This window comes from Burkholderia sp. 22PA0106, assembly GCF_047497155.1.
Taxonomy (GTDB): Bacteria; Pseudomonadota; Gammaproteobacteria; order Burkholderiales; family Burkholderiaceae; genus Burkholderia.
This window is the reverse complement of the sequence record NZ_CP163162.1, coordinates 3,003,598-3,017,833: the sequence shown is the minus strand read 5'-3', so window position 1 is coordinate 3,017,833 and position 14,236 is coordinate 3,003,598. Positions and strand designations below refer to the sequence as shown.

10 protein-coding genes are annotated in these 14,236 nt (G+C 61.9%); 9 read left to right on the top strand and 1 reads right to left on the bottom strand.

Annotated features, from left to right (window positions below):
* The first annotated feature begins 185 nt into the window (after nt 1–185).
* From AB4850_RS13015 to AB4850_RS13005, 3 genes are read left to right on the top strand one after another with little or no spacing between them, the layout of a single operon-like run.
* Complete coding sequence (locus AB4850_RS13015) at nt 186–1,379, top strand: efflux RND transporter periplasmic adaptor subunit (protein ID WP_414440219.1); 1,194 nt, start codon at nt 186–188, stop codon at nt 1,377–1,379.
* Between the two features lie 14 nt (nt 1,380–1,393).
* Nucleotides 1,394–4,573: an efflux RND transporter permease subunit gene (locus AB4850_RS13010; protein WP_414440218.1), complete on the top strand. Its 3,180-nt coding sequence runs from the start codon at nt 1,394–1,396 to the stop codon at nt 4,571–4,573.
* Complete coding sequence (locus tag AB4850_RS13005; RefSeq protein ID WP_414440217.1) at nt 4,570–6,006, top strand: efflux transporter outer membrane subunit; 1,437 nt, start codon at nt 4,570–4,572, stop codon at nt 6,004–6,006. The genes AB4850_RS13010 and AB4850_RS13005 overlap by 4 nt, the downstream gene beginning before the upstream one ends.
* Nucleotides 6,007–6,091: 85 nt before the next feature.
* On the opposite strand, the gene AB4850_RS13000 is transcribed toward AB4850_RS13005, so the two are convergent.
* Nucleotides 6,092–7,027: a LysR family transcriptional regulator gene (locus tag AB4850_RS13000; protein ID WP_414442022.1), complete on the bottom strand. Its 936-nt coding sequence runs from the start codon at nt 7,025–7,027 to the stop codon at nt 6,092–6,094.
* Between the two features lie 205 nt (nt 7,028–7,232).
* On the opposite strand from AB4850_RS13000, the gene AB4850_RS12995 reads away from it, so the two are divergent.
* The 6 genes from AB4850_RS12995 (at nt 7,233) to AB4850_RS12970 (ending at nt 14,214) form a co-directional block, all read left to right on the top strand.
* Nucleotides 7,233–7,907 carry an NADPH-dependent F420 reductase gene (locus tag AB4850_RS12995; protein ID WP_414440216.1) on the top strand — a complete coding sequence of 225 codons (675 nt, stop codon included), beginning with the start codon at nt 7,233–7,235 and terminating at the stop codon, nt 7,905–7,907.
* Nucleotides 7,908–8,275: 368 nt separating this feature from the next.
* Nucleotides 8,276–9,823: an MFS transporter gene (locus AB4850_RS12990; RefSeq protein WP_414440215.1), complete on the top strand. Its 1,548-nt coding sequence runs from the start codon at nt 8,276–8,278 to the stop codon at nt 9,821–9,823.
* Nucleotides 9,823–10,173, top strand: a complete 351-nt coding sequence (locus AB4850_RS12985; protein ID WP_414440214.1) for an acyl carrier protein — start codon at nt 9,823–9,825, stop codon at nt 10,171–10,173. The genes AB4850_RS12990 and AB4850_RS12985 overlap by 1 nt, the downstream gene beginning before the upstream one ends.
* Nucleotides 10,174–10,175: 2 nt before the next feature.
* Nucleotides 10,176–11,198: a 3-oxoacyl-ACP synthase III family protein gene (locus AB4850_RS12980; RefSeq protein WP_414440213.1), complete on the top strand. Its 1,023-nt coding sequence runs from the start codon at nt 10,176–10,178 to the stop codon at nt 11,196–11,198.
* A gap of 109 nt (nt 11,199–11,307) precedes the next feature.
* Complete coding sequence (gene asnB, locus AB4850_RS12975) at nt 11,308–13,149, top strand: asparagine synthase (glutamine-hydrolyzing) (RefSeq protein WP_414440212.1); 1,842 nt, start codon at nt 11,308–11,310, stop codon at nt 13,147–13,149.
* Between the two features lie 9 nt (nt 13,150–13,158).
* Nucleotides 13,159–14,214 (top strand): AfsA-related hotdog domain-containing protein, encoded by a 1,056-nt coding sequence (locus AB4850_RS12970; RefSeq protein ID WP_414440211.1) that lies wholly within the window; start codon nt 13,159–13,161, stop codon nt 14,212–14,214.
* Nucleotides 14,215–14,236: the final 22 nt, after the last annotated feature.

The following is a 14,236-nucleotide window of genomic DNA, read 5'->3' as shown; positions in this document are numbered from 1 at the left end:
TTCTGAGTTGACGAGCGAGGAGAAAGCATTCGCACGATAAGCATCAGTTCTGCACCTACCGTCGTCCGAGCGACGGACCGTGCGTGAGAAGTCTCCAGGCTGGCTGCCGCGCGTTGCGGCCAACACGGCCGATCCGGGAGAGAGCCGGATATTCAAAGTCATTCAATCAAATATTGCTAAACGCTATGGTTCTCCATTCAGGTTTTGGAAACGCACGCCACACGCGGAAAGCGGGCTTGTTGGCGTCGTGGGCCGGCATGCTGGCTTTGCTGGTCGGTTGTCAGGGCGAAGTGCACGATGCTGTGCCGCCTATACCCGAGGTCGGCGTCGAGACGATCGCACCGCGAATGATTCATGTCACCGACGAATTTAACGGTCGAGTCGAAGCGGTCGATGCGGTCGAGCTCAGGCCGCGTGTGAGCGGCTATCTCGATCGCGTCGTCTACAAGGAAGGCGATAGCGTCGCGAAAGGTGCGGTGTTGTTCGTGATTGATCGACGTCCTTATCTGATCGCTCTCGATCGCGCGAAGGCGCAACTACAGCGTGCGCGCGCAACGGCGCACCTTACGCAACTGCAGCACACGCGTGTGCAGACACTGATCGCATCTCGCGCGACCTCTCGGGAAGAACTCGACAACGCGCGCGCCGCCTACGCGCAGGCGCGCGCGGACCTGAACGCGGCGGAGGCGGCTGTCGCGGACGCAAAACTCGATCTCGGCTTTACCGAAGTGCGCGCCCCGATCGCCGGACGGGTCGGCCGTGCAATCGTGACGGCGGGCAATCTCGCCCGTGCAGACCAGACGCTGCTGACTACGATCGTGGCCCAGGATCCGGTTTACGTTTATTTCGACTGCGACGAACAAAGCTATCTGCGCTACGGTCGGCAGCGTACCGAACCGCGCGACCGTGCAATCGGTGCGAACCCGGTCCGCATCGGGCTCGCGAACGAGGCGGGTTTTTCGCATGTGGGCACAGTCGATTTCCTCGACAACCGGTTGGACCCGGCGACAGGGACGATTCGCGCGCGCGCGCGTCTCGCGAATCCAGACCACGTGCTGACGCCGGGGTTGTATGCGCGAGTGCAGTTGACGAGTGGACAAATTGATCGCGCGTTGACGATCGACGACAAGGCGGTGCTGACCGATCAGGACCGCAAGTACGTGTACGTGATCGGTCCGGGCGACAAGGCGCTGCGTCGCGACGTGACGATCGGCCGCGAGTTCGGGGGCCGGCGCATCGTCGAGAGCGGGCTCGAGTCCGGTAACCGCGTGGTCGTTGAGGGCCTGCAGCGGATCTTCTATCCCGGCGCATCGGTGAAGCCGAAGGCGCTCGCCGCGCAGACCGCCGACGATTCGGCCGCGCCCGCAACGACTCACTGACAATCGGAGGGGCGATGGATTTCTCGAAATTTTTTATCGACCGGCCGGTCTTCGCGATCGTGCTGTCGATTGTCATCTTCGCGATCGGTTTGATCTCGATCCCGATGCTGTCGACGGGCGAGTACCCGGAAGTCGTGCCGCCGAGCGTCGTGGTGCGCGCCACGTATCCGGGCGCGAACCCGAAAGAGATCGCCGAGTCGGTGGCGGAGCCACTTGAGGAAGCGATCAACGGCGTCGAAGGCATCATGTACATGAAGTCGGTTGCGGGTTCTGACGGCAGCCTGCAGGTGGTGGTCACGTTCATGCCGAGCGTGGATGCAGACACGGCCGCGGTGCGTGTGCAGAATCGAGTGAGCCAGGCGCTGTCGCGCTTGCCCGACGAGGTTCGACAGTACGGCGTGACCACCCAGAAGCAATCGTCGACGCCGCTGATGTATATCGGGTTGATCTCACCGGATGGCAGCCGTGATGCACTCTACCTGCGCAACTATCTGACGCTGCATGTGAAGGATGAGCTGTCACGCATTTCCGGCATCGGCGACGTCAGCCTGTACGGCTCCGGCGACTACGCGATGCGAATCTGGCTCGATCCGAACCGGCTTGCTTCGCGCGGCCTGACCGCGGGCGACGTGATCGCGGCCGTGCGCGAGCAGAACGTGCAGGTTTCTGCGGGCCAGCTCGGCGCGGAGCCGTCATCGAAGGCCACCGATTTCCTCATATCGATCAACGTGCGCGGTCGGTTGCGTACGCCCCAGGAGTTCGGCGGCATCGTGCTGAAAAACGGCGCCGACGGTCAGGTGGTCAAGCTGTCCGACGTCGCACGCATCGAGCTGGGTGCTGGCGACTACACGCTGCGTGCACACCTGGATCAATCCGACGCCGCCACGATCGGCATCTTCCTGGCACCAGGCGCGAACGCGCTCGCTGTTGCGAAGGCCGTGTACGAGAAGCTCGACGAGTTGTCGACGCGGTTTCCGCAGGGGCTGGCCTACAAACCGATGTGGGACCCGACGGTGTTCGTGCGCGAATCGATCCGTGCGGTGCAACACACGCTGATCGAGGCCGTGGTGCTGGTCGTGCTGGTCGTGATCCTGTTTCTTCAGACATGGCGCGCGTCGATCATTCCGCTCGTCGCGGTACCGGTATCGGTGGTCGGCACGTTCGCGTGGCTTTATCTGCTCGGCTATTCCATCAACACGCTGACGCTGTTTGGGCTTGTGCTCGCGATCGGAATCGTGGTCGACGATGCGATCGTCGTCGTCGAGAATGTTGAGCGCAACATGGAACACGGGTTGAGTCCGCGCGATGCCGCCCACCAGGCGATGAAGGAGGTGTCGGGGCCGATCGTCGCGATCGCGCTGGTTCTGTGCGCGGTGTTCGTGCCGATGGCGTTCCTCTCGGGCGTCACGGGGCAGTTTTACAAGCAATTCGCGGTGACGATCGCGATCTCCACGGTGATCTCCGCGATCAATTCGTTGACGCTGTCGCCCGCCCTCGCCGCAAAGTTGCTGCGGCCGCACGATGCGCCGCAAGACGCGCTGTCGCGCGTGCTCGAACGCCTGTTCGGCCGGCTGTTCCGGGGGTTCAACCGCTTCTTCGTGCGAAGCTCGGACCGTTACCATGGCGCGGTTGCGCAGGCCTTCCAACGGCGCGGTGCGGTGTTCGTTGTCTACATCGGCTTGCTCGCGGCAACGGCATTGCTGTTCAAAACCGTGCCGGGAGGTTTCATCCCGACTCAGGACAAGTTGTATCTGTTCGCCGGCGCGAAGCTGCCGGAAGGTGCGTCGCTGTCGCGTACCGATGCGGTGGTACGGGAGATGGTGAAGATCGCGCACGAGACGGACGGCGTCGAAATGATGCCCGCGTTCGCTGGCATGAACGCGCTACAGTCCGTCAATACGCCGAATATCACAAGTTCGTACATCCTGCTGAAGCCGTTCGATCAGCGTACGCGTCGCGCCGAGCAGATCAGCGCCGAGTTGAACGCGCGCTTTTCCGGAATCAAGGACGGCTTCGCGTATGCGCTGATGCCGCCGCCGATCGAGGGGCTCGGCAACGGCTCCGGCTACGCGCTCTATCTGGAGGATCGCGCGGGGCTCGGCTACGGCGTGTTGCAGAACGCGGTTGACGCGTTCCAGGCGGCGGTCGCGAAGACGCCCGGCATGTACCATCCGGTGAGCACCTATCAATCGAACATCCCTCAGTTGGAAGTTAAGGTCGACCGCTTGAAAGCGAAGGCGCAAGGCGTTGCGCTGACCGACCTGTTCGAGGCGCTGCAGGTCTATTTGGGATCCGTCTATGTGAACGACTTCAATGTGTTCGGCCGCGTCTACCGCGTGATGGCGCAAGCCGACACCGCCCATCGCCAAAGCGTCGAGGATATTGCGACTCTGCGAGTACGCAACGCGAACGGCGAGATGGTGCCGATCGGCTCGATGGTGACCGTGACGCCGACGTTCGGTCCCGATCCGGTAGTGCGCTACAACGGTTACCCGGCTGCCGGCTTGATCGGAGAGTCGGACCCGGCCGCGCTGTCGTCTGCACAGGCGATCGTGACGCTTCAGCGGATCGCGAAGGACGTGTTGCCGTCCGGCATCACGCTCGAATGGACCGACCTGAGCTACCAGCAGGTCACGCAGGGCAACGCGGCGGTCTTCGTGTTCCCGCTTGCGGTGATGTTGGTGTTCCTGGTGCTGGCGGCGCTGTACGAAAGTTGGACGCTGCCGCTCGCGGTGATCCTGATCGTGCCGGTATGCATGTGTGCCGCGCTGTTCGGCGTGTGGCTGTCCGGTGGCGACAACAACGTATTCGTGCAGGTCGGTCTCGTCGTGCTGATGGGCCTCGCCTGCAAGAACGCGATCCTGATCGTCGAGTTCGCACGCGAGCTCGAAAACCAGGGCAAGAGCCCGGTCGAGGCCGCACTGGAAGCATGCCGGTTGCGGCTGCGGCCGATCGTGATGACGTCGATTGCATTCATCGCGGGTTCGGTACCACTGATGATTGGCTCGGGCGCGGGCAGCGAAGTGCGCGCGGCCACCGGCGTGACAGTATTTGCGGGAATGCTTGGCGTCACACTGTTCGGGCTGTTTCTGACGCCGGTGTTTTACGTCGCGATCCGCAGACTGGCGCAAGCCAGGCAATCGACCGTCTGGATCGAGCAACCGGTGACGCCGCCCGAAGGAGAGCGCCAATGATGATACCGATGCGATTTCTGATAATTGCCGCCGCAATGGCGTTGTCCGCGTGCGCGGTCGGGCCGGATTACGAACGGCCGACGAAGCCGATGGCGTCGCGCTTCGTGCGCGACGAGCGGCCGGTGTCCGTCCGGAGCGGGTCTGCCACTTCATCGACCGATGCCGACGCTGCGTTTTGGCGTGGGTTCGGCGACGCCGTGCTAGGCCGCCTGATCGATGAGGCGCTGACGGCGAATCGGGATCTGCGATTTGCGCTCGCTCGTTACGACGCTGCCAACGCGTTGCTCTCGTACGCGAAGTTCGACCGCGTCCCGACGATCACCGCGAACGCGCAGATTGGCCACCAGTTGTTGAGCAAGGATCAGGCGTTCGGTGCGCCGCGCTCCGCTCGCGACAATCCGATTTCGAGCGGGGCCGTCAACGCGAGCTGGGAGCTCGACCTGTTCGGCCGTGTGCGGCGCGGGATCGAGACACAGCAGGCGGAGACCGTGGCGAGCGCGGTGGATATCCGCGCAGTGCGCGTGTCGATCGCGGCCGAGGTTGCTCGGACCTATGTCGAGCTGCGGGGCGCACAGGAGCGGCTACGAATCGCGCGCGAGAATGCCGACAACCAGCAGCAGACGTTTGCATTGATTGGCGCAAGATTCGGTGCGGGGCGCGGTTCCGAGTTGGATGTTGCGCGCGCGCGTGCGCAACTCGAATCGACGCTCGCGCGCATCGCGGTGCATGAAGCCACGATCGGCGTCGACGAACATCGGCTTGCAGTGCTGACGGGGCAAGCGCCGGATGCGCTGATCTCCTGGCTTGATGTGCCGATGCCGCCGCCGTCGCTCGCAGCTGACATTGATCCGGGCGCGCCTGGCGACCTGCTGCGCCGGCGTCCGGACGTCGCGGCCGCCGAGGCGCGCCTGCACGCGGCGACTGCGCGGATCGGGGTCGCTACAGCTGATCTGTTTCCGCGACTCACGCTGGCGGGCATGCTCGGCAGCATGACAAACAGCTATGGCGTCTTCCGGACGGGCAGCGATGCAAACTTGATCGCGCTGGGCATCGACTGGTCGTTTCTCGACATCGGTCGCGTGCGTGCGCGCATCGTGCAGAGCCGCGCCGACGCCGCGGGACAGCTCGCGCGGTATCAGCAAACGGTGCTGCTTGCGCTCGAGGAGACGGAGAATGCGCTGCTGCGCGCGGCGCGCGTGCGTGACGAAACGGAGCATCTGGAGCGCGCGGCGACGGACAGCGCGCGTGCCGCGCAGCTCGCGCAGACGCGCTTCGCGGCTGGTGCGATCGACTACTACGAAGTGCTCGACGCGCAGCGTACGCTATTACAGGCCCAGGACGCAGCGGCAGACGGCCGGATTCGCCGCGCGGCGGCGACTGTTGCGCTATACAAGGCGCTTGCGGGAGGGTGGCAGTCGGCTCCGATCTCGTGATGAGGGGGCTGCTCCATCGCGAAAGTGGGGCTGGCCCGGCGGCTCAAGCGATACGACAGTATTGCGTGCGGTGCGCGATCCGACGTCAGGTATGCAGGTGTTGGGTGCGGGCTTGCGCGACTGTCACGGCGTGTTCGGGATCGAGAATTGGCGTTTCGCATTGCGCCGAAGCCGGGCGGGACGCATGATGTTCCCGATAAGTCGCGGCGAGCGTGCGCAACGCTTCGCGGGAGCGCTGGTCCGACAATGTCGAATGCAGGACGATTCTCGACGACGGTAGCTCGGGGAGGCCGAAGCGCTGGCTGACCTCGATCGTGTCGGGCGGGGCAAGCCGGCACGAGAGGGCCGCTACCGCAAGGCCGGCCGACACGGCAGCCGTGACTGCCGCGTGTCCGCCGCCGACAAACACCTCGGTCCAGTTGATGCCCGCTTCGTTGAGGGCGCACATTGCGATCTCGCGCACGCCGCAGCAGGGCGCCAGCGCCGCGAGCCGGAGCGGTTCCCCCGGGCTGCGACTGAAGCCGGGGGCTGCGAACCAGCCAAAATTCTCTGGGCCGAGGTCGTAGCCGTTGCGGCGATCGTCTCCCAGGCGGACGATCATGGCGTCGAGATCGCCGATGTCGAAGGCATCGATCAAGGTGCGGGAATTGGCAAGACGTACCTCGATCGTCAAGGCCGGGTCGCGCTCGTAGAGGCGCGCAAGCAACACAGGAACTTCCGGCCCGGCTACATGTTCGGCGATACCGAGCCTGAAGCGGCGTTGCTTGGCGGACAGTTCGGCTACCGCGCGGTCATGGGCAGCGAGGAACTCACGCGCCGCATTGAGGAGCAGCGCGCCTTGGGCGGACAGCCGTACGAGGCGGGGGGTGCGTTCGATAAGCTTGTGGCCGAGGCGTTGTTCCAGACGTTTCAGTTTCACGCTGATCGCGCCTTGCTGTGTGCCGAGTGCTTCCGCCGCCTTCGAGAAACTTTGAAATTCTGCAATGGTTACGAATGCCTGAATGGCATCGACGTCCAAGATCAGTTTTCTCACGATATATATAAATAATTTCTGTCATTATCGTGTTCGACTATAACATTGTTTAATAGTTATTTTGTTTCGTCATGTTGGCGATTCGGTGGCCAATCGAGTGTTGTGTTTTGGATGGCGAGCCGTTGTTGGTCCGTGCTGCCGGTAACAGATTTTTCTCAATGCGGCCGGATGAAAATTTAAAAAAGGAGAGAGTATGAAAGTCGGAATCATTGGCGCCGGTCGTATGGCGCAGTCGATCGCATGGCTGGCCTCGCGCGCTGGTTATCAGGTTATGTTGAGCAATTCGCGCGGACCGGAAACTATTCGGGCGCTGTGCAAGCCGCTCGGCTGCGAAGTCGGTCGCGTGGACGAAGCCGCGCAGATGGGCGATATCGTGTTTGCGGCGCTCCCGCTCCAGGCCTATCGCTCGGTGCCGGCCGAGCCGCTCGAGGGCAAGATCGTGCTTAACCCGCAGAATTATTTTCTTCACTTTGGCCGCCTGTCTGAACTCGAGAGCGGAGCGATGACGACAGCTCACGTGCTTGCGCGTCATTTGCCGAAGTCGCGTGTCGTCAAGGCGTTCAACGCGATTCTGGTGGAGGATGTGGTGCCAGACGCACGGCCCGCGGGGGCTCCAGATCGTCGCGCGCTGCCGATCGCCGGCGATGACGTCGATGCACGCAACACGGCGATCAGACTGATGGATAGCCTTGGATACGATGCGGTTGATGCCGGGCCGCTCATCGAAGGATGGCGTTTCGAGCGGAGGCGGCCCGTGTACTGCGTGCCGCTCGACAAGGCAATGCTGGCGAAGATGCTGGCCGAGACGACGCGCGATTCGGTGATGCCGGAGGCGCATTGGCTGACGCATCGGGGAATGCGCGCCTGACGTTCTCGGACACAGCATCCCTATGACCTGCGGGCGGCTGGGCTGCAACTGGCAGATTCCCGGCCGCCGAACTCCTTTCTCGAACGCAATTATCGCGACTCCTCAATCGTAGCGCGCCCCTTCTTTTCTCTCGACTCCCAATCGCTCGTAGTGTCGGGGATGCAATTTTTGTATAAATTCACGATCTTTGTCAGTAACAACCGATTGCATCAAAGGGCTTGTCCATTTTTCGAGATAAGAATGGTGATAGCTATTCTATCTTGTATTTTGTCTATCGAGTTTTGTTGTCGCAGAAATTCTTGTTTGATGGGTTTAAATGTGAAATTACGCTGCTAGTATTCGATCCATTCAAGCTATGGAGGGTGCTAATGTCTGTCGGCGTATCATTGAAAAATAAAATCGCACTTGCGTCGATTTGCCTGTCGGCGGTCATGCTGGGGCTGGAAATTACCAGCGTCCCTTCTATTCTCCCGACGCTGGAGCGCGTATTGCCGGCTGATTTCAAGCAGCTCCAGTGGATCATGAACGCCTATACGATCGCGATGTGCTCGTCGCTCGTGGCGATGGGCGCATTGGCGGATCGCTTCGGACGCAAGCGCGTCTTCATGATCGGCATCGTGGTCTTCGGCTTGGCATCGCTGATTTGCGGATTGGCATCCAGCGCGCCGTTGCTGATTGCGGCCAGATTTTTGCAGGGCGTGAGTGCTGCGGCGATGCTGTCGTGTCAGGTCGCGGTGCTGTCTCATCAGTTCCAGGGCGGCCCGGAACGTGGCACGGCGTTCGCATGGTGGGGCGTGATCTTCGGGCTAGGGCTGGGCTTCGGGCCGATCGTCGGTGGCTTGATTGCGAGCTTCGCGAGTTGGGAATGGGTGTTCCTGATTCACGTGTTGATCTCCGCGCTGGCCATGTCGCTTGCGCGCGCCGGTGTGGTCGAGTCGTCCGATCCGCATGCACTCAAGATTGATGTCGGCGGAATGGTGACGTTGTCGCTGTCCGTGTTCTGCCTGGTGTATTTGATCACCCAGGGGCAAAAGCTCGAAGCTGGCAATCCGGTCGGCGTGAGCGCGTTCGCGATCGCCGTGGTCAGCTTCATCCTGTTCGTCGTTGTTGAAAATCGAGTCGCGCGTCCGATGTTCGATTTCAAAGCGTTTCGTGTCCGTAATTTTTCGGGGGCGTTGCTCGGCGCATGCGGGATGAACTTCAGCTTCTGGCCGTTCGTCATTTACTTCCCGATCTACTTGCAGGCGGCGCTCGGCTACAGCAGCGTCGCTGCGGGCATGACCGTGCTGGCTTATACGCTGCCGACGGTCGTAGTGCCGCCACTTGCCGAGCGATTGCTGCTCAAACGAGGACCGCATTTCGTGATTCCTTTCGGGCTGTACACGATCGCAACCGGGTTTCTGCTGCTCCACTTGGTCGCGACGATCGGCCACGCAAGCTGGATCACGCTGCTGCCAGGTTGCCTGGTGGCGGGCATCGGCCTCGGGTTGACCAACACACCGGTGACGAATACCGCTACCGGGTCGCTGCCGCCAGAGCGGGCGGGCATGGCTTCCGGCATGGAGTTCAGCGCGCGGATGATTTCGCTGGCGATCAACATTGCAATCATGGGCTTTGTGCTGGTGGCGGGCGTGTCGGCGAGCTTGGCAGATACGCTGTCGGCGGTTGCACAGAGCCGCCATCTGATCGATGCGATCTCGGCGGGCAATTTCGCCGCAGCGGATGCCGGCGGCATTCCGATCGCCGCCGCGCGCGCTGCGCTGACGCGGGGCTTCTGCTGGATCACGCTCTACGGAACCGTCGCGCCGCTGGCACTCGGATTTATCGCCGCCATCGTATTCGAGCGCAAGAAGCCCGTACCTGTCCCAAAGAACGACGAGCGCTCCGCTGTGGACGATACGCAGCCGGCCCGTTGATGCAGTCTTCGATTGTGCGTTGGGACCTTCCCGGTGTGCATCACCGGGTATCGACGAGGGCAATGCTGCACGGGCAGCAATATCAAAAATACTTAAAAGAGGGCAATGCCATGCAGTTGTATTTCGAAAGTCTAAGGCCGCAAATCGCAAAGGCGCTGGATATCGATCCCGCGAATCTCGAGTTGACCACAATGTTGAGCGGAAACGAAAAGTGGGATTCCTTTGCCATTTTGTCAGTGGTGGCGCTGGTGACGGAGCACACGGGGAAACAACTGACTCTGCCGGATGTGGCAAAGCTGGGCACAGTTTCCGATCTCGTCGGACTCGTGCAGAAACTGAAAGGAAATTGAGCATGGACGCCAGGACGATTTCCGGTATTTCGGTCAAGGCGATCACCGCAGCTTTGCCGTCCGGCAGGATCGGCGAGGCGGAGTTCGCGGCGATCTACGGCGAGCGGGAGGTCGCGCGGATCGTGCGCGGAACGGGGATCGGCTCGATCCGTACGGCGGCCGGCATGACAACGACCGACCTGATCGTCGCGGCGGCGGAGCACTTGATGCGCGGCAGGGGAACGGACATGGCCGAGATCGACGGGTTGATCGTCGTGACGCAGACGCCGGACGTCTGGAGCCCGGGGTGTGCATACGCGGTGCATCATCGGCTCGAGTTTCCGACCAATTGCTTCGTTGTCGACGTCAGCGCAGGCTGCGCGGGTTACGTGAACGGGCTGATCCAGGCCGCTTCGCTCGTGGCCTCGGGTGCGTGCCGGAACGTGTTGCTGTGTACCGGCGACATCAATACGCGGCTGGTCGACGAGCAGGATCACCAGGTCCGCATGCTGTTCGGCGATGCGGCATCGGCTACGCTGATCACGGCGGGCGACGAGGTGCTGCACTTTGTATCCGGTGCGGACGGCAGTGGCCGGAGCCTGCTCGGCGTGAACCTTCAGTACGAGAAAGACGAGGAGCGCGCCGGTGCGATTCGCTACTTGAAGATGGACGGTGCTGCGGTCATGAGCTTCGCGCTGCGCCGTGTGCCCGAAGCGATCAATACGCTGCTCGAGAGTCAGGGTAGAGACTTCGAAGACATCGATCTGTTCGCGTTGCACCAACCGAATCGATTCATTCTGGACTACATCCGTAACCGGCTCGGTGTCGCGCCCGAGCGACTGCCCGTCGACGTCGACGGCATTGGCAACACGAATTCGACATCCATCCCGCTGCTCCTGTCTCGTCGTCATGAGGAGCGTGGCGAGGCGCGCCGACGCGTTGTGATGTGCGGATTCGGTGTGGGGCTGGCATGGGGCGCGCTGCTGGTGGACTTGTCGCAAACACGGGTTTTGGCGCCAGTAGAGGTGGCGTTGGAGGCCGTGTAAGCGTCGCTGCAAGTGGTTGCGTTTCGCGAGAGAAACGAGCGTGCTGCTGAAACTCTGAAAGATGTATATGCAATTATAATATTAAGTTTAACTAAATTATGAGGCTGATATGTGCGGTATTGCCGGTTGGATCGATTTCAAACGAAATTTCCCCGAGCCGAATCATCTGATTCAGATGATGACGGATTCGCTCGTTCATCGCGGTCCTGATGCCTATGGCGCGTGGATCGACGGGCATGTCGCGCTCGGCCATCGACGGCTCGCGATCATTGACCTTGCCTATGGTGCGCAGCCGATGCGGGCCGTCGATCGTGCGGGGAAAACGGCCGTGGTGTCGTTCTGCGGCGAGATTTTCAACTTCAAGGACCTGCGTGCCGAACTGCAGCGCGTCGGCTATGAGTTCGAGACCCATAGCGATACCGAGGTGCTGCTGAAGGGCTATCTGCACTGGAAGGAAGATGTTGCGCGTCACCTGAACGGTATGTTCGCAGTCGCAATCTGGGATAGCCAGTGCGAGCGCTTGATCCTGATTCGCGATCGTTTGGGGGTGAAGCCGCTTTATTACTTCCCGAGCGAGGGCGGGCTCGTGTTCGCGTCGGAGCCGAAGGCGCTGTTCCGTCACCCGCTCGTGAGGCCGCGTGTCACGGCGGACGGCTTTCGCGAGTTGCTGGACATGGTCAAGACGCCGGAGTTGACCATCTACGATGGCCTGTTCGAAGTTCGTCCGGGCGATCTGGTAATCCTTGATCGCAGCGGGCTCAGAAAGGAAACCTACTGGCGCCTTCAGGCCAGCGAACACTGCGACGACCGGCAGACGACGATCGCGACCGTGCACGACATTCTGTCGGACACGGTTCGACGCCAGATCGTGTCCGACGTACCGATCTGCACGTTGCTCTCCGGGGGGCTCGATTCGTCGGCTATCACTGCGATTGCCGCACAGCAGACGGCAGACGGCGCGCTGGCTTCGTACTCGGTCGACTTCCAACATAACGTCGACGCGTTCGCCGCCGACGGGGTTCGGGGCTCACCCGATGCGCCGTTCGCACGGGATCTTGCCGCGCACGTGGGCACGCGCCATACGGAACTGCTGCTGGCCAGCGATCAGATGCTCGACGCATCGGTCCGCCGCAATATCCTGAACGCGGTGGATGCGCCGCCCGCGTATTGGGGCGACATGTGGCCGTCTCTGTACCTGCTATTTCGTGAGTTGTCCGAACATTCGACGGTGGCGCTGTCGGGCGAGGCGGCGGACGAAGTGTTCGGCGGTTATCAATGGTTCAGGAATCCGGCCGCGCTGACAGCCGAGACTTTCCCGTGGCTGACCGCTGGCTCGTCGCGCTATTTCGGCGGAACTCAGCTGCTAGCGCCCGACTTTGTCGCGTCGCTCGATCGCGATGCCTACCGGGCTGACCGGTACCAGGATGCGCTGCGCGAAGTGCCGGTGCTCGACGGCGAATCCGCGCATGACCGCCGGATGCGGGAGGTGTCGTATCTCGCGCAGACGCGATTCCTGCAGACACTGCTGGATCGCAACGATCGGATGAGCATGGCGGTCGGGCTGGAAGTGCGGGTTCCGTTCTGCGATCACCGGCTGGTCGAGTACATGTTCAACGTACCGTGGCAGATGAAGACGTTCGACGGGCGGGAGAAGAGCTTGCTGCGCGAGGCCGTCTGTCCGCTGCTGCCGGACAGCATCCTCAATCGGGTCAAGACGCCTTACCCGGCAACCCAGGACGGCGCATATGAGCAGGGGCTGCGCGCCGAGTTGTCGGCCGTGCTCGACGATCCGGCCGCGCCGATTCTCGACCTGATCGATCGTGCGAAGGTGCGTGCGCTGCTGGGGCGCGCGCCGACCGATATCAGCCAACCCTATAACCGTGGCGGTTTGGAGATGGCGCTATGGATGAATCGCTGGATCAAGGAATACAACGTTGAAATCGCACTGTAGAGCAGAAACATGACCGATACGACGACAATCTCTCCAAAGCTCCTTCATAAAAACGCGTCCGACGATGTCCTGCTGACGCGCCCGCGGCAGACCGTGCCGTCGCGACTGATGTCGCCATCAACGGGAGCGTATTCCTGTGACGACGCGGCCGCGCTCGAGCGCCTATATGAATCCGATGGTGCCGGCGGGCGCATCCTGAGCTCCGTGCGGGAGCGCGGATTCGTGACCGGCAAGCCATTTGCCGACGTCGTGAAGGAGGAGATCATTCGCGGCGTTCCGCACCAGGTGATCGAAGGCCTTTGCAGGCAGTCGGACGCACAGGTCGGCGATGCCGCGATCGAAGGGTTCCTGGTGCGCAACGGCGTGTCGGCGCGTGCGACGAGCTTCGAGTTCGTCAATCTTGCCGACCATTACTTCTTCTATCGAAAGCCACACGAGCACGTGCCCGGCATCATGCTGCTGGAGGCAGCGCGGCAGGCGATCTATTACCAGCTATACACGTACTCGAAACATACACTCGGCACGGTGACCGTGAGCCTGAGCGAGCTCAATGCGAAATTCCATGCCTACGCGGAGCTGATGTATCCGGTTGAGATCGTGATCGACGATCTGACCTGCATGCATGACCTGCGGCCGCGCGAGGCGCGCTACTCGTCGTCGTTCTATCAGCGCGGTGCGCTGATTGCCCGTATCGATTCGGTGGTGCCCATCATCGGGCTCGACAAGTTCAAGCTCGCGCGCAACGCGTGTCTGTTCGATTCCGAGAGTTTTGCGCCGCTTCCGAGTGCGCCAGTCATCTCGCTGTTGACGTCGGATGGCATGGGGCAGTCGATCGTTGCGCTCAGGAAAATTGGCAAGCAATCGTGCGTGACCAGCGCCGCACATTTCGGCGACACGTCCAATGTGTTCCTGACGCTCATCTATGACGGAGACATCTGCTTTAAGGTACCCGCCAGGCGCGCCGGCCAGAACGAGGACGGTGTCATGTGGGATTTCGGTCACGTCGAGTACGCGGAGCTGGAGCGCCTGAAAGAAATGATCAAGCGCGGCTTCGTGGCGTGTTGAGCGGATTGTCGAGAACGCTACC